The organism is Stenotrophomonas sp. YIM B06876, from assembly GCF_030711595.1.
In the GTDB taxonomy this organism is placed as follows: domain Bacteria; phylum Pseudomonadota; class Gammaproteobacteria; order Xanthomonadales; family Xanthomonadaceae; genus Stenotrophomonas.
In genome coordinates, this window is the sequence record NZ_JAUJUJ010000040.1 from 1 (window position 1) to 19172 (window position 19172).

Genomic DNA, 19172 nt, shown 5'->3' on the forward strand with positions numbered 1-19172 from the left:
CCGGGATCGCCCCGGATGAACAACCTACTGAGAGATCACAGCTAGCGGATGCGCGTGGCCGGGCATTGCTCGCGCGCCACATGGCCTGGGCTGTCTGCAGCCGGGCGTGAGCGCTTTTTTTTTTGGCAGGGGCCGCAGAGGCGGTTGCAGCCGGGAAGCCTGGCGGCATGCGGTGAAGCGGCTTGGCCCCGCGCAGCGTCCGGCTTATCTGGCGCGGAACACCACCCGGGTGCTGATCGCGGTTTCGTTGGGGATGATGCCGGGGTCGGCCCAGTCGCCGCTGCCGACGCCGAAATCCAGCCGCTTCACGGTGGCCTTTCCGGACAGCACCGGTTGCGCGCCGGGGGTCCAGGTGAAGGTCAGCGTGACCGGCTTGCTGATCCCGCGCAGTTCCAGGGTGCCCTCGGCCACGTAATGGTTGTTGCCCAGCGCCCGGAAATTGCGGGCGCGATAGTGCGCGGTGGCGAATTTGGCGACATTGAAGAAGTCGCTGCCCTGCAGGGTCGCGTCGCGGTCGCCATTGCCGGTGCGGGTGCCGGCCAGGGGAATGGTCACCTCCAGTTCCGAGGCTTCAAGATTGCCCGGGTCGAAACTGAGCCGGGTCGCAAAGCCGGGGAACGTGCCGGTGAATACCTCGCCGTCGTATTTGCTGGCAAATACCAGGGTCGAGCCGGGCGCCTGCAGGTAATCGGCGGCGCTGACCGGGCTGGCGGCCAGCATCGCGGTCAACGCCGCAGCCACGGCGGTGGGGGTGGTGAGTCTGATGTTCATACGGAATCCCGGGTCGGAACCTTGAGCCAGCCTTGCGGCAACATGCGCACGAGGGTGGCATCGCGCTGGTGAACATGGTGGTAAACCGCGGCGGCGGCATGCACGATCACCACGGCGATCAGCAGCCAGAACCCCCATTCGTGCAGGGCATGGGAGATGGCGCGGATCTGCTCGTCGGGGGCGCTGAGCTTGGGCATTTCAAACTGGCCGAACAGGCGGAACGGGCGCAGCCCGCTGGCCGAGTCGAACAGCCAGCCGGACAGCGGGATCGCGAACATCAGCACATACAGCAGGACATGCGTGGCCGAGGCGATGCGCTCCTGCCAGCGCGGGGTGCCGGCAACCGGCGCCGGCGCGCCGGCGTACAGGCGCCAGCCCAGGCGGATGGCCACCAGGGTGAGCACGCTGATGCCCAGCGACTTGTGCATGGTGTAGACCCAGAAGTACTTCGGTGTTTTCGGCAGCTCGCCCATGGTCAGGCCGATGATGCCCAGCAGCAGGATCAGCAGGGCGATCAGCCAGTGCAGGGTCTGGCTGACGCCGCCCCAGCGCAGGGGTGTGTTTTTCAGGGTCATGGTGCCGGTTCCTGTGGCGGGTTGGATGAGGGCGTCGCGGGCACCGGCGAGGGACCTTCGTCGGTTTCACCACCGCCTTCGCGGGTTGCTTCGACTTCGATCCGCAGCTGCACTTCATCGCCGATCAGCGATTTCCATGCGTCGATGCCGAACGCGGCGCGGCTCAGGGTGGCCGTGGCGGAAAATCCGGCCGTACGCCGGAACGGTGGCAGCGGATGCCGCTTCAGGGCGTTGAGGGTCACTGCCAGGGTGACGTCGCGGGTGACGCCGTGCAGGGTCAGCTGCCCGGTGACGTTGGCATGCCGCGGATCGATGGCCTCGATCCGGGTGGACACAAACTGCGCCTGCGGATAGCGCTCGCCATCGAGCAGGTTGCGCGCCAGCGCGGCCTGGTTCCATTTGGCATCGCCCAGATCCAGCCGGGTCAGCGGGATGCTGACCTGCAGCCGCGCAGTGGTCCAGTCGTCCGGGTCGAACAGCAGTTCCCCTTCGCTGCCGGACACCGTGCCCAGTGCGTGCGAGAAGCCGGCATGTTCAATTGCGAACAGGACCCGGGTATGCACCGGGTCCAGCCGGTAGCGGGCGGGACTGGCGGTCGCCAGCGCTGGCAACAGGCACAGCACCAGGAGGAAAAGTAGTCGCTGCATGGGCCGGCTCCGGATCGGAATGCCTGGATTTTAGGCATAACCGGCGCGGTTCTGCCGACCCGGCCGCGCAATGGCGGGGGCGCGGCGGTTGCCGGCGATTCTGCGCGCGCGCCCGGCGGTGAGCGGCGATCGGTGGACCGGCGCAGGCGTGGCTTCGTGCTTTTTGGCCGGTGCGGCGGTATACAGTCCGCTTCCTGGGGGAAATCACCTGTCGACCGCACGCCGCACGTGCCGGCCCGGGTGCATGGCAACGGAGGGGAGCCGTTACAGCGATGAAGCGTCATGGGAGAAGTGCGGCCACCGGATGGCTGCTGCTGTTGCTGCTGGCCGGGTTGCCGGTGCAGGCGATCTGCGCCGGCAGCGCCGAAACCCCGCGGATGCGGCGGCTGGGCGCTGCCGAAGGCCTGCCTTCGCGCATGGTGCTGGCCTTGGCCGAAGACCGGCGCGGCTATCTGTGGGCGGCGACCGATGACGGACTGGCACGCTATGACGGCGTGCGTTTGCGGGTGTGGCGGCACGATCCTGCCGACCCCCGCTCATTGCCCAGCAACACGCTGGAAACCCTGCTGGTGGATGACCGCGACCGGGTGTGGGTGGGCAGCAATGGCGGCGGCCTCAGCATGCTGGACGCGGCCCGTCAGGACTTCCAGCAGTATCCGCAGATCGCCGCGGCCTGCCCGCAGCAGGTGTGGGCATTGGCCTATGTGCAGCATGCGCTGTGGGTAGGTACCAGCGGCACCGGCCTGTGCCGGCTGGACGAAGACGGCCGCGTGACCCGCTATGTCAGTGCCGCCGGGGACGCGCACAGCCTGCCCGACGACACCATCTATTCGCTGCTGCGCGATGGTCCGGAGCGGCTGTGGATCGGTACCGCCGGCGGACTGGCACGCTGGGACGGCAAGGGCTTCAGCCGGATCGCACCGGCGCTGCTGGGCGGCAAAAGCATCATCCGCCTCAGTGGCGATAGCGATGGCGGCGTATGGGCCGGAACCGAAGACGGCCTGTACCGGGTCGATGCCGATGGCAGCGTGCGCCCGGCGCCCTGGACGCAAGGGGCCGGTGCGCGGGCCGCGGTGGTGCTGCACGACCGCGATGGCGGTTACTGGATGGGCGCGGCCAACGGCCTGTTCCGCGGCGATGCCGGCCAGTTGCAGGTGCTGCAGGGCGATCACGGCAGCGGTTTCCTGACCGGCCACAGCGGCGTGCTGGACCTGCTGCAGGATCACGAAGGCGGCCTGTGGGTCGCGCTGCTGACGCAGGGGCTGGCCTACCTGCCGCCGGACTGGAAGCGCTTTTCCACCTGGTACCAGCTCGGTGATGAGCCGCTGGAAAGCCTGTACCTGATCAATGCCGCGGGCGATGGCGATGGCTTCCTGGTCGCCGGTGCGCACGGCGTCTACCGGCTCGATGGCGCTGGCCGCCTGACGCTGCTGGCGGATGAACAGAAAGTGGGCAAGGGCAGCATCTGGTCGGTATTGCGCCGCGCCGATGGCGCCGTGTGGCTCGGGCGCGCCGGCAGGCTCAGCCTGTACCGGCCGGCAGACGGAACCGTGCAGCATCTCGATCTGGGCGTGGGCAATGACCCGCAGCGACGCGCGGACCTGCTGCGTGCGGCCGCCGATGGCAGCATGTGGCTGTCGGTCATCAACTACGGTCTGCAGCACCGCGCCGCGTCGGGGCAACTGCTGGGGGATTTCCCGTTCGGTGGCGGCCATGGCCTGCCCGAGACGCTGATCGAACAGCTGCGTGTGGATGCCGACGGCCGCTTGTGGGTGGCCGGCGGTGGCGGGCTGTGGCGCTGGACGGACGGACGCTTTGCCGCAGTGCCGGGACTGGCGCCGGGCATGGTCTTCGACCTCGCCTTCGATCCCGCGGGCGGGCTGTGGCTGGCCCGTGACGGCGCGCTGGAACACTACCGCTGGGATGGCGCGGCCCTGGCCTTGCAGCAGCGCCTCGGGCGCGCCGAGGGGGTGCCTTCGGTGGCCATGGGCGGGCTGGTGGTGGGGCGCGGCGGGCAGGTGTGGGCCACCACCCCGCGCGGGCTTGTTTCCTGGCACCCGGGCACGCGCCAGCTGCAGGTGCACGGCGAACGCGACGGTCTTCCGGATGTGGAATTCACCCTGCGGCCACCGGCCTACAATCCGGGCGGCAAGGCGCTGGCGGTGGCGACCACGGGGCTGGTGAGCTTTGATCCGGAGGCCGCGGCAGCGGTGCTGCCGCCCTCGCAGCTGGTGATCGAAGCGCTGCAGGTGCGCCGCGATGATGCCGGGCAGGCGCAGCCGTTGGCGAGCGCCGGAATGATCATGCTGGGGCCGCAGGATCGCGACCTGCGCATCACCGCGCGATTGCTGTCCTATGCCGATCCGCTGCGTCACCGTTACCGTTTCCGCGTGGCCGGTTACGACCAGAACTGGGTGGAGCAGGGGGCCGACGGCGAGCGCACCTGGTCGCGGCTGCCGGCGGGGCGCCACGAGATCGAAGTGCAGGGGGCGGTACCCGGCGGCGCGTGGTCGCCGTCGCAGCGGCTGTCGCTGACGGTCGCACCGCCATGGTGGCGCAGTCCGCTGGCGATGGCCGGTTATGTGCTGCTGCTGACCCTGTTGGCGGCCATGGCCGTGCTGGCCTATCGCGCACGCCTGCGCCGGCGCACCGAATGGCAGCTGACGCGGCACAAGCAGGAGCTGGCCGAGCAGGCGTCGCAGGCCAAGACCCGGTTCCTGGCCACCCTCGGCCATGAGGTGCGCACCCCCATGACCGGGGTACTGGGCATGAGCGAGCTGCTGCTGACCACGCCACTGGATGCCACCCAGCGCAACTATGCCGGCGCCATCCAGCAGGCCGGCAGCCATCTGTTGCGACTGGTCAACGATGCACTGGACCTGGCCCGGATCGAGGCCGGTCGCCTGGAATTGCAGAACCAGCCATTCGATCTGGCCGACCTGCTCGATGAGGTCACCGCCCTGATGCAGCCGCTGGCCCGGCGGCGTGGCCTGCATTTCCAGCGCGATACCGGGCTGCCGGGGCCGGTGGCGGTCACCGGCGATGCGATGCGGGTGCGCCAGGTCCTGATGAACCTGCTGGGCAACGCGATCAAATTCACCGAGCACGGCAGCGTCGGGCTTGCGCTGCGCCTGCTGCCGGACGCGCGCGGCATCCGTCTGCAGGTCAGCGACACCGGGCCGGGCATCAATGCCGAGCAGCAGGCGCGGTTGTTCCAGCGCTTCGAGCAGGCCGACGGCCCGCGCACGGCCTCGCGCTATGGCGGCTCCGGGCTTGGCCTTGCCATCTGCCAGGAGCTGGCGGTGGCGATGGGCGGCACCATCCACATCGACAGCCATCCCGGCGCCGGTGCCCGTTTCGATGTCGAATTGCCGCTGCCGTGGCGGCTGTCCCCCACACCGGTCGCGGCCGCCCGGGCGCGGCGTCCGGGGCCGCAGCATGGGCTGCGGATCCTGCTGGTCGAAGACGATCCCACCGTGGCCGAGGTGATCACCGGCTTGCTGCAGGCGCGTGGACACCGGGTTGTCCATGCCGCCCACGGGCTCTCGGCGCTGTCCGATGCGGCCGCCACCGCCTTCGATGTCGGCCTGCTGGATCTGGACCTGCCCGCGCTGGACGGGCTGGCGCTGGCGCGGCAGTTGCGCGGCATGGGCCATGACTTCCCGCTGGTGGCGGTGACCGCCCGCTCCGACGGCGATGCCGAACAGCAGGTGCGCGCGGCCGGATTCGAGGGGTTCCTGCGCAAGCCGGTGACCGGCGAGATGCTGGCCGAGGCCATCGCCGCGGTCTGGCGCGAGCGGCCAATGCCGGTCGCCGGCGCATGAGCTTTGCGCCGACCGGCCGATGCCAAGCGGCAAGGTCCGCCCGTGGCCAGCCGTGGCGGTTGGCCGTGCTGCTGTGGCTGTCGCTGGTGGGGGTCATGGCGCCAACCCGTGCCCGGGCCGAGGTTCCGGCCACGCCGCAGCCGCGGCAGCTGACGGTGGCCGACGGCCTGCCTTCCAGCAATATCAACGGCTTTGCCGAGGATCATTTCGGCTATCTGTGGCTCGCCAGCCGGGACGGACTGGCCCGTTATGACGGCCGCAACTACCGCTTCTGGCGGGTCGAAGACGGGCTGCGCGACAACCTGGTGTGGAGCGTGCACGTGGACGCGCGCAACCAGTTGTGGGTGGGGACCCAGAACGCCGGGCTGGTGATGCTGTCGGCCGATCGTCGCCATTTCCGCTTTTTCGACCGCCAGAGCTATCCGCAGATCGGCAGCAATACCGTGTGGAGCATCGCCTCCACGCCCGATGGCAGCCTGTGGTTCGGCACCGCCACCGGCGGCCTGCACCGGCTCGGGCCGGATGGACAGATCCGCCGGTTCATGCCGGTTGCGGGCAACCCGCGCAGCCTGCCATCGGCCTCGGTGGGGTATCTGGCGGTGACCGCCGATGGCAGCCTGTGGGTGGGCACCAAGGGCGGGCTGGCGCGCTGGACCGGCGGCGATTTCCAGCGGATCGGCGACGACGTGCTGCCATCGCCGCGGATCAACGGCCTGACCGTGGACCAGGAAGGGCGGTTGTGGGTGGCCACCAACGAGGGCGTGGTGGTGCGCGACGCGCAGGGCCGGTTCCAGCCGGCGCCGTGGAACGGCCGAACGGGCGAGCGGGTGTTGAACATGCTGCTGTACAGCAGCGACGGCAGCTACTGGCTGGATACCCGCGCCGGGCTGGGCCGGGCCAGTGGCGGCGTGCTGCACAACGTGCCGCTGTACAGCGCGCAGGAGCGCGGCATGGTCAGGCCGAACTGGTCCGTCGGTTATGAGGATCGCGAAGGCGGGCTGTGGTTTGCCAGTACCAATGCCGGGCTGTGGCACCTGCCGGCGAGCTGGCGCCAGTTCTCGGTGTTGTCGCGGCGGATGGATGATCCGCACTCCCTGCGCAATCCCTACCCGCTAGCGCTGGGGGCGTCGCCTTCCGGTGGCTTATGGGTGGTGGGCACCGGCGGGGCGCTGGACAAGCTCGATCCGGCCACCGGCGCGGTGGAGCACCACCTGGCGGTGATCGACGGCACCAACTGGGTGCAATCGGTGGCGGAGGATGCCGCTGGCCGGGTCTGGATCGGCAGTCTGGATGCACTGGTGCGCTATGACGTGCGCGCGCGCACGGTGCGGCGTTGGCGCCACGGCGATGCGGTGGACGCGGCGATGGCCGGCGACGGCGACATCATCCGCATCTGCGATGGCGGCCGCATCTGGATCTATTCGGAAAACAGCGGCCTGCAGCAGCGCGATGGCGAGGGCCGGGTGCTGCGCAACCTCGCGCTGGGCGGGGCAGGCCTGGGCGGCACGCAGAGCGTCGAAGACATGCGCTGCGGACCGGAGGGGGCATTGTGGCTGGCGACCAGCCAGGGCCTGATGGCCTGGGATGCGGCGACCGGCCGGTTCGCGGCGGTGCCCGGATCGCCGCGCAGCCCGGTCTACACCTTCCGCGTCACCGATACCGGGGTGGCGTGGCTGGCGGGCATGGGGCGGGTGGACCAGTATCTGTGGGACGGGCACCACCTCGTGCTGCTGGACAGCATCGGCGCCGAGCGCGGCTTCCCGGCGCTGGCACCTGGCGGACTGGTGGTCGATGCCGAGGGCGTGGCCTGGGTCAGCAGCGCCCGCGGGTTGATCCGGATCGATCCGGCCAGCAAGGCGATCCGCCTGTACGGCGTGCACGATGGGTTGCCCGGGCAGGAATTCCGCCGGCGTGCGCTGGTGCAGACGGTCACCGGACAGATCGCCGGCGGCACGCCCGAAGGGCTGGTGCTGTTCGATCCGGCCGCGGTGAAACCCTCGATGCGGCAACCGCCGCTGGTGATCGAGCGGGTGACGGTCCGCCGCGGCGATGCGGTGGTGGACCTCACCCATGCCACCCCGCTGGAAATCGACGACAGCGAGCGCGACCTGCATATCACCGCGCGGTTGCTGTCTTTCGCCGATTCGGCCACCAATGCCTATCGCTTCAGGCTCGGAGGGTACGATCCGGACTGGGTCGACGCGGGGGCCGCCGGCGAGCGCGTGTTTTCGCGCTTGCCACCGGGCAATTACCGGCTTGAGAGCCAGGCCAAGACTGCCGACAACGTATGGTCGCAGACCCAGGTGCTGGCCTTCCGGGTGCGCCCGCCGTGGTGGCGCAGCCTGGCCGGGGTGATGTTGATGGTGGCGGCCGGGCTGCTGCTGGTGGGCTTTTCCGCCTACCTCTACCGGCGCCGCTTGCGCCGTCGCAACGCGCTGCAGCTGGCGGTCCACAAGCAGGAACTGGCCGAACAGGCCTCGCTGGCCAAAACCCGTTTCCTGGCGACGCTGGGGCATGAGGTGCGCACTCCCATGACCGGCGTGCTGGGCATGAGCGAGCTGCTGTTGTCCACGCCGCTGGACACCCGCCAGCGCGGCTACACCGAGGCGATCCGGCGCGCCGGCGAACACCTGCTGCGGCTGGTCAACGACGCGCTGGACCTGGCGCGGATCGAGGCCGGCCGGCTGCAGCTGGAGCATCAGCCGTTCGACCTGCAGCAGCTGCTGGGCGAAGTGCAGGGCCTGATGGCCCCGCTGGCACAACGGCGCGGGCTGGAATTCATTGTCGACAACCAGTTGCCGGTGCGGATCAGTGTCAGCGGTGATCCAATGCGGCTGCGGCAGATCCTGCTCAACCTGGTCGGCAATGCGATCAAGTTCACCGGCCACGGCTCGGTCTCGCTGCGCGCGCAGGCGCTGCCCGGCAATGGCGGCCTGTGTTTCCAGATCCGCGACACCGGTCCGGGCATCAACCCCGAGCAGCAACAGCGGCTGTTCCGCCGCTTCGAGCAGGCCGAAGGCGCGCGCACCGCGGCCCGTTATGGAGGCAGTGGCCTGGGGCTGGCGATCTGCCAGGAGCTGGCGATGGCGATGGGCGGGCGTATCGGCATCGAAAGCACGCTCGGGCGTGGCAGCTGTTTCAGCGTGGAACTGCCGCTGCCCTGGGTGGAGTCGGCGCAAACCGCCAGCGATGGCGACAGCGCCCAGGCGCGCCGGGAACTGCCGCCGCTGCGGATCCTGCTGGTCGAGGACGATGCCACCATTGCCGAAGTCATCAGCGGGCTGTTGACGGTGCACGGGCACCAGGTGGTGCATGCCGCGCACGGACTGGCGGCGCTGGCGGAAGTGGGCGATGGCCGCTTCCAGATAGGCCTGCTGGATCTGGATCTGCCCGGGCTCGATGGCCTGGCACTGGCGCAGCAGCTGCACGTGCTGGGCTACGAAATGCCGCTGGTGGCGGTGACCGCGCGCTCGGACGCCGAGGCCGAGCCGCAGGCGCGCGCGGCCGGCTTTGACGGCTTCCTGCGCAAGCCGGTGACCGCGCAGATGCTGCTGGACGCGATTGCCGCGGTGCTGAACCCAATTGGCGGGCCGGATTGACGCCCCCCCCCCAAGCAAGAGATCAGCCGGAGAAAGGGCCTATGAACAGGGTGTGCTTGGTGTTGATGGCGGGTTTGTCGTTGTTCGCGGTGTCGCCGGCCGGCGCGGCCGAGTCACCGTTCCTCGGCGGTTTCCTGCAGGAAAGCCGGGTGGTGTATCCACTGCGGATCGGCGACTGGCAGGCCGCCGGCGAACGCCGCTACACCGAGCAGGATGAAGGCGCCTCGGTCAGCTACCGCAATCCCGCGCACCCGGCGGCGCTGCTGAGCGTCTATTTCTATCCGGCCGGGCAACTGACGAAGGCACAATTGCAGCAGTCCGCACAGCAGACGCTGGAAGGGATTGTGGCGTTGGCCGGCAATCCCGAAGCTGGCTATCGCACCATCGAGGCTGCGCCACTGCAGCAGGTGGCGCTGGTGGATGGAAACGACGGCACCGTTGCGGAAGCCTGGCTGGCCACGCTGCGGATCGAATCATCCCGGCGTACGTTCAATTCGACGCTGGGGATGCTGGTCAAGGACCTGTACTTCATCAAGCTGCGGCTGAGTGCGGCCGACACCGCGGCGGACCCGGCAACCCTGCGCCAGGAGATGGCGCAGCTGCTGCGCGAACTGGCCCAGCGCACGGTCATCGTCAGTACCGGCGAGTGCTGGGACCCGCTGCCGCTGGTGGTGCGCCGCCCGCTGGATCCGGCGGCGAAGGGGGTACTGCTGAAAATCGAGGAGGGCGGTGTCGCGCGCGCAGTGGCCTTTGCCGACCGGGTGGAGGTGCTCGATCCCGAGGGGAACGAGGCGGTGGTCACGCAGGCGCTGGCGTCGTTCATGAGCGGGCGCATACCACCCGGCTGTGTGATGCCGCAGGACATCAATCCCGAGGTGCGGGAAGGGATGCGCGAGCTGCGGTTTGAATACCGGTTGCCGCATACGCCGGAGGTGGCTGCGGCGATCGGTGCCGGCGGCGGGGGCTGAGCTACTCCGGTACTTCGTCGACGATTTCCGGAACCGGAAGACTTGCTGGCAGCTGCCAGAAGACCAGGGTCGAGGTCAGGGTGATCGCACCGACGCAGACGAAGGTGGCGTGCAGCGCGGCAGTGGCGCTGTGACCGGCCAGATGCATATCGAACGTCGCCAGCAGGCTGCCGGCGGCGGCGGCGCCAAAGCCGGTGGCCAGCATCATCACCATCGACAGCAGACTGTTGCCGCTGCTGGCCTGTTCGCTGCCCAGATCGTGCAGGGTCACGGTGTTCATCACGGTGAACTGCATCGAATTGACCGCACCGAACGCCGCCAGCTGCAGCACCCGCAGCCACAGCGGCTGGGTGGCGCTGAAGAACACGAAGCTGGCCATCGCCATTCCCACCAGCACGGTGTTGATCATCAGGATGCGCCGGTAGCCGAAGCGCTGCACCAGGCGCACCGCGGCCTGCTTGGAGACCATCCCGGCCAGGGCCACCGGGATCATCAACATCCCGGCCCGCATCGGGCTCATGCCCAGGCCGACCTGCAACAGCAACGGGATCAGCAACGGCATCGCGCCGCTGCCAATGCGGGAAAACAGGTTGCCGAGGATGCCGATGCGGAAGCTGGCCAGCTTGAACAGCGACGGCGGAAACAGCGGCGCCACGGCGTTGATCGCATGCAGCCAATAGCCGGCCAGCGCGGCGATCCCGGCCACCGCCAGCAGCATCACCAGCGCCTGCGGCGTGCCCATGCCGGAGATGCCGTCCAGGGCCAGCGACAACGCGACCATGCCGAACGCCAGCATCAGGTAGCCGGCGATGTCAAAGCGCTGGCGCTGCGTGCCGTAGTGGTCGGGCATCACTTTCAGGGTGGCGATCAACCCGAGCACGCCAATGGGCAGGTTGATCAGGAACACCCAGTGCCATGAGGCCACTTCCACCAGCCAGCCGCCCAGCGTGGGCCCCAGCAGCGGGCCGATCAGCGCGGGAATGGCGATGAAGCTCATCGCGTGCAGGAACTGCTCGCGCGAGACCGAGCGCATCACCGCCAGCCGGCCGACCGGCAGCAGCATCGCCCCGCCGATGCCCTGCAGCACGCGCGAGGCGACCAGCTGGTGCAGCTGCTGGGACAGCGCGCAGGCCAGCGAGCCGAGGGTGAACAGGACGATCGCGCCGAGGAAGGTGCGACGGGTGCCGTAGCGGTCGGCGATCCAGCCCGAGGCCGGGATGAAGGTGGCCACGGCCAGTGCGTAACTGAACACCACCGACTGCATCTGCAGCGGACTTTCCCCCAGGCTCTGTGCCATCGCCGGCAATGCCGTGTTGACGATGGTCGAATCCAGCATCTGCATGAAGATGCCCAGCGACACCAGCCACAGCAGGGGGGCGATCGCGGTCCGCGGTGGGTGGAGGGGCGTGGGATTCGTCACCCCGGCACCTTATCCGCCCCGGACTCAGCACAAGGTAAAAAATCTCCGCGCCGGGTCCGGGGTGGGCCCGGCGTGGCGGCAGCGCCGCGGGAGCGCTGCCGCCGGTGGGCTCAGCGCCGGCTCAGTTCGTGCACGGCCTGTACCAGCACCGCGACATGCTCCGGAGCCATGTCCGGGGACATGCCATGGCCCAGGTTGAACACATGGCCCTCGCGCGAGCCGCCATTGCCGTCGCGGTAGCTGTCCAGCGCCCGGCCGACTTCGCGGCGGATCGCTTCGGGTGAGCCGTACAGCGTGGTCGGGTCCAGGTTGCCCTGCAGCGCGACCTGGCCGCCACTGCGGCGTGCCGCCTCGCCCAGTTCGATGGTCCAGTCCACGCCCAGGGCCTCGGTGCCACTGGCCGCCAGCGCCTCGATGTGGGTGCCATTGCCCTTGCCGAACAGGATCAGCGGGGTGCGTTCGGCGCCCTGTCCGCGGTCCAGCTCGTGGGCGATGCGGGTCAGGTAGGGCAGCGAGAATTCGCGGTACATCGCCGGGCTGAGCACGCCGCCCCAGGTGTCGAACACCTGCAGCGCCTGCGCCCCGGCCGCACGCTGCGCCGCCAGATAGGCGATCACCGCGTCGGTCACCACCGCCAGCAACCGGTGCATCGCGGCCGGGTCGTTCAGCGCCAAGGCCTTGGTGCGGGCGAAATCCTTGGAACCGCCGCCTTCGATCATGTAGCAGGCCAACGTCCACGGGCTGCCGGAAAAACCGATCAGCGGCACCTTGTCGCCCAGCTCGCGGCGGATCAGGCGCACCGCATCCATCACGTAGCGCAGGTCGGTTTCCATGTCCGGCACCGCGAGCCTGGCGATGTCCGCGGCGGTGCGCACCGGATGGCGGAACTTGGGGCCTTCGCCGTCAACGAAATACAGCCCCAGCCCCATCGCGTCGGGAATGGTCAGGATGTCGGAAAACAGGATCGCCGCGTCCAGCTCGAAGCGGGCCAGCGGCTGCAGGGTCACTTCGCAGGCGATGTCCGGATTCTTCGCCATCGCCAGGAAACTGCCGGCGCGGGCACGTGTGGCGCGGTACTCCGGCAGATAGCGGCCGGCCTGGCGCATCAGCCAGACCGGGGTGCAATCCACCGGTTCGCGGCGCAGCGCGCGCAGGAAACGGTCGTTGCGTACAGGATTGGACACGATGGAACTCCTCGGAGGTCAGGCCGATGGCGCAAGCGCGTGGGCCTGGAGATGGGAAACAGGGGGAAGATGCCATCTGTCATCGGCACCGGTACCACGGGTCAGGGCTGCGCGGCACCGCTGGTGAACATCACCTGGAAGCCGCGCTTGAGCTGCGCATCGCGGGCTTTCTCGAAGGCGGTGCTGGCGTCCTCCTGCTGCAGGTACTGCTCGCGGCGCAACTGCGAACGGCCACCGACCTGGCCGCTTTCGCGCAACAGTTCCCAGCCGCCGAACAGGTCCGGCGCCAGCGAAAGCTGCACATAGCGGGGGGATTCGTTGCCGCTGGGCGGCTGCTGCAGGAATACGCGCATGGGCCGATTGTAGCCGTTGCCGTGGAAATAGGCGGGGGCGCGCCCGTGCCCTGGCGCGCGCTTCAGCCCTGGCGCAGCACTTCGAGCACCGCCGCCTCGTCCACGTCGGGGACCACTTCGGCCCGGCCGATGCCGCGCCACAGCACCAGCCGCAGGCGCCCGGCGATGTTCTTCTTGTCCAGGCGCATGTGCGCGAGCAGGGCCCCGGCGTCCAGTCCGGGCGGGATCGCCACCGGCAATCCGCAGGCCTGCAGCAGCTCGCGCAGGGTGTCCGTGTCGGCGGCAGCGGCCATGCCCAGTGCGGCCGACAGTCGCGCCGCCAGCACCATGCCCACGGCCACGGCTTCGCCATGGTTGAGGTTGTCGTTGCCGGGTGCGCCGTAACCTTGCGCGGTCTCGATGGCGTGGCCGAAGGTGTGGCCGAGGTTGAGCAGGGCGCGTTCGCCCTTTTCCAGCGGATCGCGCTCGACAATCGCGGCCTTGTGCTCGCAGCTGCGGGCGATCGCCCGGGCCAGGGCCGCATCGTCGCCGGCGAGCAGGGCGTCACGTTCGGCCTGCAGCCACTGGAAGAACTGCCGATCGCCCAAGGCGCCATATTTGACGATTTCGGCCAGGCCGGCACGCAGCTCGCGCAACGGCAAGGTGCGCAGCACCGCGGTATCGGCGATCACCGCCCGTGGCGGGTGGAAGGCGCCGACCAGATTCTTGCCCTGGGCGATGTCCACCGCGGTCTTGCCGCCCACCGAGGAATCCACCATCGCCAGCAGCGTGGTCGGCAGTTGCACGCAGTCCACCCCGCGCATCCAGCAGGCGGCGGCAAACCCGGCCAGGTCGCCGACCACGCCGCCGCCCAGCGCCAGCACGCAGGCGTCACGGGTGGCGCCGAGCGCGGCCAGCGCGTTGATCGCCCCGGCAAAGTTGTGCAGCGTCTTGGAGGCTTCCCCGGCCGGAATCAGGAATTCAGCCACCTGCAGCCCGGGTTTTGCCTGCAGCAGCGCGGCGCGTACGCCAGCCAGGTACAGCGGGGCCACGGTGTCGTCGCTCAACAGCAGCACATGGCGGCCGCTGATGGCGCGCGCCAGCAGTTCGCCATCCCCCAGCAGTCCGGGGCCGATGTGGATGTCGTAGGGCTGGACGCCACCGACGGCGACGACGCGGGGAGAGGCGCTCATGCAAGGGGTTCCGTGATCTGCCACAGCGTGGCCAGCCGCACCACCAGGTGCGCGGTGGCTTCGGCCGGGGTGAAGTGGTCGGTGTCGACGATCAGGTCGGCACTGTCGCGGTACAGCGGGTCGCGCCGCAGCGCCATTTCGTTGAGCACCTGGTCGCGGTCATCGCGTTGCAGCAGCGGGCGGAGGCGGTCGCGCTGCAGCCGCCGCAGCTGCGCCGGCACGCTCACCCGCAGATAGACCACAAAGCCGCGCGCCCGGATCAGCGCGCGGTTGTCCGGGTCGAGCACGGCGCCGCCGCCGGTGGAGACCAGCTGGCCATGCTGTTGCAGCAACCGCGCCAGCACCTGCTTCTCGCGCTGGCGGAACGCCGCTTCACCGGCGTTCTCGAAAATCGAGGCGATGCTGGTCCCGGCCTCGTCCACCACGACCTGGTCGACATCGACGAACTCCAGACTGAAACGCTCTGCCAGGCGCCGGCCGATGGAGGTCTTGCCGGCACCCATCGGGCCGATCAGGATGAGATTGGGGGCGGGGTTCATCGGTTTGGATGCTAGCACCTCGTGTCGGCGCCTTAACGCGGTGGCCGTCAACATCCGTGGTTCCGCGCAATGGTTCGCGGTGCAGCCAAAGGAGCCACCCATGTCAGTTGCCAAGGTCATCGAAGTCAACGCCTCGTCCAAGACCAGTGTCGAGGACGCGGTGCGCAGCGGATTGAAGAAAGTGGCCGAAACGGTCAAGGGAATCCAGGGCGCCTGGATCAATGAAACCAAGGTGGTGACCGATGGCGAAGGCACCATCCTCGAGTGGCGCGTCAATCTGCGCGTGACCTTCCTGGTGAGCTGACGCGCAGCCATCGGCAATTCCTGTGGCGGCGATGCAGATGGAGAATCGTCCCGCGAGAGCGCCATGTCCGCGGTGGCCGCGGCCACCCTGGACGGCTACTACCGGCGTGTGTTTTGGCCACGGGCGTCCCGCGGTTGCCGTTGCGCATCCAGCGCGATGGTGCGATCGGCAATGGCCGGCAAGGTGCGCAGCGCCTGCCGGCTGACCCGCTCGTAGAACTGCACAAACCGCTCCAGTTGCGAACGGCTCATGCTGCTGCGCTGCGGTTCGGCGGCCTGCATCGCCTGCTCCTGCTGCCAGCGCCAGCGCGGTATCACGGAAAAATCCGGCGGCTGCAGGAACCACAGCCGGTCGTAGCATTGCCACAGCGCCGGATAGTCGCGGGCCAGCGCCTGGTTGCACCAGCGCCGCCAGATGCCAGCGGCATCGGCATCGCGTTCAAGCTCGTTCAAAGGCTGCACCAGGGCCGCCTCCGCTTCGGCCGGGGTACCCACGAACCAGCCTTCAAATACCAGCAGATCCAGACGTTCTTCGATGGCCGTCCATCGCGCTGCCGGCAGGCGCTCGTCGGCCAGTTTGTCGAAACGCGGCAGGTGGACGGGGCGGCCGGCGCGGATCGCCGCCAGCGTGGCCAGTGCCAGCGGCAGGTCGTGGGTGCCGGGCGGGCCGCGGGTGGCCAGCAGGGGATGGATGCGATCGGCCAGGCGTTGCCGCTGGGCCCGGGTCAGGTAGACGTCATCAAGGGACAGGCTGGCCGCACGCAGGCCGCGCGCCTGCGCGGCGGCCACCACCTGCCGCGCGAAGGTGGACTTGCCGCTGCCCTGCAGCCCGCTGATGGCCAGCACCGCGGTGGATTTGCCGATGGCCAGTGCGTCGTCGAGCGCGGCGGTGACCAGCGACTGCGCGAACCCGGGGGTATGCGGCATGTACGGATCGGAGAGCATGAGGCCACAATAGCGCACCCTTTGCCGTCCGAAATCGACCATGACCGATCTGTACGCGGAAGCGCTTGCCACCTTCGCCACCTTGTTCGAGGAGGCCAAGGCCGGCAATGAAATCGACCCGACGGCGATGGCCGTGGCCACCGCCGATGTCGACGGCCGCCCGTCGGCGCGCACCGTGCTGTTGAAGGCGTTCGATCACCGCGGTTTCGTGTTCTACACCCATCTGGACAGCCGCAAGGGACGCGAGCTGCACGAGAACCGGGCCACTGCGCTGCTGTTCCTGTGGCGCAGCCTGCGCGAAGCCGGCATCCAGGTACGGATAGAAGGCGACGCGCAGCTGGTGGCCGCTGCGGAGGCCGATGCCTATTTCGCCTCGCGGCCGCGCATGAGCCAGATTGGCGCCTGGGCCTCGGCGCAGTCGCAGACACTGGCCTCGCAGGAGGAATTCGCCCAGCGGCTGGCGAAGTTCGAGGCCAATTTCGAAGGGCGCGAGGTGCCACGCCCCGAGGGCTGGAGCGGCATCCGCGTAGTGCCGCAGCGCATCGAGTTCTGGTACGGGGCACAGTTCCGCCTGCACGAGCGCTGGTGCTATGAGGCCGATGCGGTCGGGGTGTGGAGCAAGCGGATGTTGTTCCCGTGAGCCTGCGTTACCGGACCTGCGGCTTGTGCGCTGGCCGCGGCGGTTGTCGCGCTCGTCTGCGCGCGCTCGCCGCGATGTCGGCACCGGCAGGAGCCTGACCGTGCGGTTGCAGCCGGTCTACCGCATCGTGGTGTTCGTGCCGCCGGCGCATCTGGACGCGCTCAAGCGCGGGATCCTGGCGGTGGACACGCTGGCGGCCGGCGGTTACGAGCACGGCATGTGGGAATCGGCGCCCGGATACGAGCAGTACCGGGCGCTGGCCGCGACCACGCCGGTACAGGGGCGCGCCGGTGAACGGGTGCGCGAGCCCACGGTGCGGCTGGAGTTCTGCATTCCGCGTGATCCCGAGCGCCTGCAGCGCCTATTGCAAGACGGCATCGCCGCCCATCATCCATGGAATACACCGGCGGTGTTCGTCGATGAAACGCGGTTCATGACGCCATGAGCGGCCCGCAGCGCATCGTCTGCCTGACCGAGGAGCCGACCGAGACGCTGTATGCGCTCGGCGAGCAGGACCGCATTGTCGGTATCAGCGGCTTTACCGTGCGGCCGCCGCAGGCGCGGCGGGAAAAGCCCAAGGTCAGCGCCTTCACCAGCGCCAAGGTCGGCGAGATTTTGAAGCTCAAACCGGATCTGGCGATCGGCTTTTCCGATATCCAGGCCGACATCGCCGCCGAACTGATCCGCAACGGGGTGGAGGTGTGGATCGCCAACCACCGCAGTGTCGCCGGCATCCTCGACTACATCCGCCGGCTCGGCGCGCTGGTCGGCGTGGCCGGGCGGGCGGATGCCTATGCCGATGCGCTGCAACGCGGGCTGGAGGCCATCGCCGCGCAGGCGGCGCTGCTGCCACAGCGGCCGCGGGTGTATGTGGAAGAGTGGGACGAGCCGATCATCACCGGCATCCAGTGGGGCGCCGAGCTGGTGGAGATCGCCGGCGGCATCGACGTGTTCCCCGAACTGTCGCGCGAACCGCTGGCCAAGGCGCGCATCCTGGCCACTGGCGAGCCGGTGATCGCGCGTAATCCGGACATCATCATCGGCTCGTGGTGCGGCAAGAAATTCCGCCCCGAGCGGGTGGCCGCGCGCCCGGGCTGGGCGGCGATCCCGGCCGTGCGCGACGGCGAACTGCACGAGATCAAATCGCCGCTGATCCTGCAGCCCGGGCCGGCGGCCTTGACCGACGGCGTGCAGGCCATCGCGGCGATCATCCAGCGTTGGGCGCAGCGCAAGCTGTAGCGCCGGGCAGCGCCCGGCGGGCCGTCCCGATAAAACCCAGCCGGGCGTTGCCACCGCTCTACCCCCGGCGACGTGTAGCGCCGGGCAACGCCCGGCGGGGATTCGTAGCGCCGGGCAACGCCCGGCGGGGCCGTTCCGATAAAGCCCAGCGGGGCGTTGCCACCGCGCTACCCCCGGCGACGTGTAGCGCCGGGCAGCGCCCGGCGGGGGTTTTCCGTTAAAGCCACTGCGAGGCGATGTCGCGTTACCGCTCGCCGCCCGGGGCCAGGCCGGTATAACGCGCACGCGGACGGATCAACGTACCCGCGGCCTGTTGTTCCAGCGCGTGCGCCAGCCAGCCGGTGAGGCGGGCGGCGGCGAACATCACCAGTGCGTGCGAGCCCGGCAGCCCGTGCACATAGCAGATCGCCGCCAGCAGGCCGTCGATGTTCGGATGCTGCCCGCTGTTCTCGAGCGTGGCGGCCAGCACCGCTTCAACGTGCCGCATCTGCGGCGTGTCGCCGCGCAGTTCGCGCAGCAGGCGCAGGATTTCGGTCGCGCGCGGATCCCCCCCGGGATAGAGCAGGTGGTTGAAGCCGGGCAGCTCGTCGCCACGGCGCCAGCGCTCTGCAATGAAGGCCGCAGGTGTGCCGCTGGCCTCGGCATCGAGCAGCAATGCATGCGCGCGCGCGGTGGCACCGCCGTGGCGCGGGCCGGACAACGCCGCCAGGCCGGCGCTGACCGTGGCGTGCAGGTGCGCGCCGGTGGAGGCGACCACGCGCGCGGCGAAGGCCGATACGTTCAATTCGTGGTCCGCGCACAGCACCAGGGCCGAGCGCACCACGTCGGCGAAGCCGGCATCGCCCGGGCACCAGGCATCGGCCAGCAGGTGGTGCACCGGGCGCGCGTCGGGCTGGATGCCGACCAGCAGGGCGGCGTTCTGCCGCAACAGCATCGCCGCCACCTCGCGGCGCACCGGCGCGGCGGCATTGAGCGACTGCCGCTGCTCCAGTG

Annotated in this window: 17 protein-coding genes; 7 read left to right on the plus strand and 10 right to left on the minus strand. The window is 69.3% G+C overall.

Going from position 1 to position 19172, the window contains the following annotated elements; translation table 11 throughout:
• Positions 1 to 204: 204 nt before the first annotated feature.
• From QZH66_RS12955 to QZH66_RS12965, 3 genes are read right to left on the minus strand one after another with little or no spacing between them, the layout of a single operon-like run.
• Positions 205 to 771 carry a YceI family protein gene (locus QZH66_RS12955; protein WP_305806362.1) on the minus strand — a complete coding sequence of 189 codons (567 nt, stop codon included), beginning with the start codon at positions 769 to 771 and terminating at the stop codon, positions 205 to 207.
• On the minus strand, positions 768 to 1346 hold the full coding sequence (locus tag QZH66_RS12960) for a cytochrome b (RefSeq protein WP_305806363.1): 579 nt from the start codon (positions 1344 to 1346) through the stop codon (positions 768 to 770). Before QZH66_RS12960 ends, QZH66_RS12955 begins: the two co-directional genes overlap by 4 nt.
• Positions 1343 to 1993, minus strand: coding sequence for a YceI family protein (locus QZH66_RS12965; protein WP_305806364.1), 651 nt, complete (start codon positions 1991 to 1993; stop codon positions 1343 to 1345). The genes QZH66_RS12960 and QZH66_RS12965 overlap by 4 nt, the downstream gene beginning before the upstream one ends.
• A gap of 272 nt (positions 1994 to 2265) precedes the next feature.
• On the opposite strand from QZH66_RS12965, the gene QZH66_RS12970 reads away from it, so the two are divergent.
• The 3 genes from QZH66_RS12970 (at position 2266) to QZH66_RS12980 (ending at position 10384) form a co-directional block, all read left to right on the plus strand.
• Complete coding sequence (locus tag QZH66_RS12970) at positions 2266 to 5817, plus strand: hybrid sensor histidine kinase/response regulator (protein WP_305806365.1); 3552 nt, start codon at positions 2266 to 2268, stop codon at positions 5815 to 5817.
• 95 nt (positions 5818 to 5912) lie between these two features.
• Positions 5913 to 9416, plus strand: coding sequence for an ATP-binding protein (locus tag QZH66_RS12975; RefSeq protein WP_305806378.1), 3504 nt, complete (start codon positions 5913 to 5915; stop codon positions 9414 to 9416).
• 41 nt (positions 9417 to 9457) lie between these two features.
• The gene (locus QZH66_RS12980) at positions 9458 to 10384 is read left to right on the plus strand and encodes a hypothetical protein (RefSeq protein ID WP_305806366.1); all 927 of its coding nucleotides are present in this window, start codon (positions 9458 to 9460) and stop codon (positions 10382 to 10384) included.
• 1 nt (position 10385) lies between these two features.
• Here QZH66_RS12980 and mdtD read toward each other — a convergent pair whose 3' ends face one another.
• From mdtD to QZH66_RS13005, 5 genes are all read right to left on the minus strand, one after another.
• A complete protein-coding gene (gene mdtD, locus QZH66_RS12985; RefSeq protein WP_305806367.1) occupies positions 10386 to 11804 on the minus strand; it encodes a multidrug transporter subunit MdtD in 1419 nt (472 codons plus the stop codon).
• Positions 11805 to 11914: 110 nt separating this feature from the next.
• Positions 11915 to 12988: a uroporphyrinogen decarboxylase gene (hemE, locus tag QZH66_RS12990; protein ID WP_305806368.1), complete on the minus strand. Its 1074-nt coding sequence runs from the start codon at positions 12986 to 12988 to the stop codon at positions 11915 to 11917.
• Between the two features lie 101 nt (positions 12989 to 13089).
• Positions 13090 to 13341: a WGR domain-containing protein gene (locus QZH66_RS12995; protein ID WP_305806369.1), complete on the minus strand. Its 252-nt coding sequence runs from the start codon at positions 13339 to 13341 to the stop codon at positions 13090 to 13092.
• A gap of 62 nt (positions 13342 to 13403) precedes the next feature.
• Positions 13404 to 14513: a 3-dehydroquinate synthase gene (gene aroB / locus QZH66_RS13000; protein WP_305806370.1), complete on the minus strand. Its 1110-nt coding sequence runs from the start codon at positions 14511 to 14513 to the stop codon at positions 13404 to 13406.
• Positions 14510 to 15052 (minus strand): shikimate kinase, encoded by a 543-nt coding sequence (locus tag QZH66_RS13005; RefSeq protein WP_305806371.1) that lies wholly within the window; start codon positions 15050 to 15052, stop codon positions 14510 to 14512. The genes aroB and QZH66_RS13005 overlap by 4 nt, the downstream gene beginning before the upstream one ends.
• Positions 15053 to 15152: 100 nt before the next feature.
• Here QZH66_RS13005 and QZH66_RS13010 point away from each other — a divergent pair, with 100 nt between their 5' ends.
• Positions 15153 to 15356 carry a dodecin family protein gene (locus tag QZH66_RS13010; protein ID WP_305806372.1) on the plus strand — a complete coding sequence of 68 codons (204 nt, stop codon included), beginning with the start codon at positions 15153 to 15155 and terminating at the stop codon, positions 15354 to 15356.
• Between the two features lie 98 nt (positions 15357 to 15454).
• Here the strand turns inward: QZH66_RS13010 and QZH66_RS13015 are convergent, their stop codons facing one another.
• Positions 15455 to 16300, minus strand: a complete 846-nt coding sequence (locus QZH66_RS13015; RefSeq protein WP_305806373.1) for a kinase — start codon at positions 16298 to 16300, stop codon at positions 15455 to 15457.
• A gap of 40 nt (positions 16301 to 16340) precedes the next feature.
• Here QZH66_RS13015 and pdxH point away from each other — a divergent pair, with 40 nt between their 5' ends.
• The 3 genes from pdxH to QZH66_RS13030 all read left to right on the plus strand — a co-directional run bounded on the left by pdxH (position 16341) and on the right by QZH66_RS13030 (position 18179).
• Positions 16341 to 16940 carry a pyridoxamine 5'-phosphate oxidase gene (pdxH, locus tag QZH66_RS13020; RefSeq protein ID WP_305806374.1) on the plus strand — a complete coding sequence of 200 codons (600 nt, stop codon included), beginning with the start codon at positions 16341 to 16343 and terminating at the stop codon, positions 16938 to 16940.
• A 100-nt stretch (positions 16941 to 17040) separates the two neighbouring features.
• The gene (locus tag QZH66_RS13025; protein ID WP_305806375.1) at positions 17041 to 17385 is read left to right on the plus strand and encodes a hypothetical protein; all 345 of its coding nucleotides are present in this window, start codon (positions 17041 to 17043) and stop codon (positions 17383 to 17385) included.
• Entirely contained in the window at positions 17382 to 18179 is a 798-nt protein-coding gene (locus QZH66_RS13030) for a cobalamin-binding protein (RefSeq protein ID WP_305806376.1), read from the plus strand. The genes QZH66_RS13025 and QZH66_RS13030 overlap by 4 nt, the downstream gene beginning before the upstream one ends.
• 244 nt (positions 18180 to 18423) lie before the next feature.
• On the opposite strand, the gene QZH66_RS13035 is transcribed toward QZH66_RS13030, so the two are convergent.
• A partial coding sequence (locus tag QZH66_RS13035) for a citrate synthase (RefSeq protein ID WP_305806377.1) occupies positions 18424 to 19172 on the minus strand: 749 nt, incomplete at its 5' end.

Coding starts and splice junctions, on each gene's coding strand:
- QZH66_RS12955 (WP_305806362.1), bottom strand. CDS start 771: ATGAACATCAGACTCACCACCCCCACCGCCGTGGCTGCGGCGTTGACC.
- QZH66_RS12960 (WP_305806363.1), bottom strand. CDS start 1,346: ATGACCCTGAAAAACACACCCCTGCGCTGGGGCGGCGTCAGCCAGACC.
- QZH66_RS12965 (WP_305806364.1), bottom strand. CDS start 1,993: ATGCAGCGACTACTTTTCCTCCTGGTGCTGTGCCTGTTGCCAGCGCTG.
- QZH66_RS12970 (WP_305806365.1), top strand. CDS start 2,266: ATGAAGCGTCATGGGAGAAGTGCGGCCACCGGATGGCTGCTGCTGTTG.
- QZH66_RS12975 (WP_305806378.1), top strand. CDS start 5,913: ATGGCGCCAACCCGTGCCCGGGCCGAGGTTCCGGCCACGCCGCAGCCG.
- QZH66_RS12980 (WP_305806366.1), top strand. CDS start 9,458: ATGAACAGGGTGTGCTTGGTGTTGATGGCGGGTTTGTCGTTGTTCGCG.
- QZH66_RS12995 (WP_305806369.1), bottom strand. CDS start 13,341: ATGCGCGTATTCCTGCAGCAGCCGCCCAGCGGCAACGAATCCCCCCGC.
- aroB (WP_305806370.1), bottom strand. CDS start 14,513: ATGAGCGCCTCTCCCCGCGTCGTCGCCGTCGGTGGCGTCCAGCCCTAC.
- QZH66_RS13005 (WP_305806371.1), bottom strand. CDS start 15,052: ATGAACCCCGCCCCCAATCTCATCCTGATCGGCCCGATGGGTGCCGGC.
- QZH66_RS13010 (WP_305806372.1), top strand. CDS start 15,153: ATGTCAGTTGCCAAGGTCATCGAAGTCAACGCCTCGTCCAAGACCAGT.
- QZH66_RS13015 (WP_305806373.1), bottom strand. CDS start 16,300: ATGCTCTCCGATCCGTACATGCCGCATACCCCCGGGTTCGCGCAGTCG.
- pdxH (WP_305806374.1), top strand. CDS start 16,341: ATGACCGATCTGTACGCGGAAGCGCTTGCCACCTTCGCCACCTTGTTC.
- QZH66_RS13030 (WP_305806376.1), top strand. CDS start 17,382: ATGAGCGGCCCGCAGCGCATCGTCTGCCTGACCGAGGAGCCGACCGAG.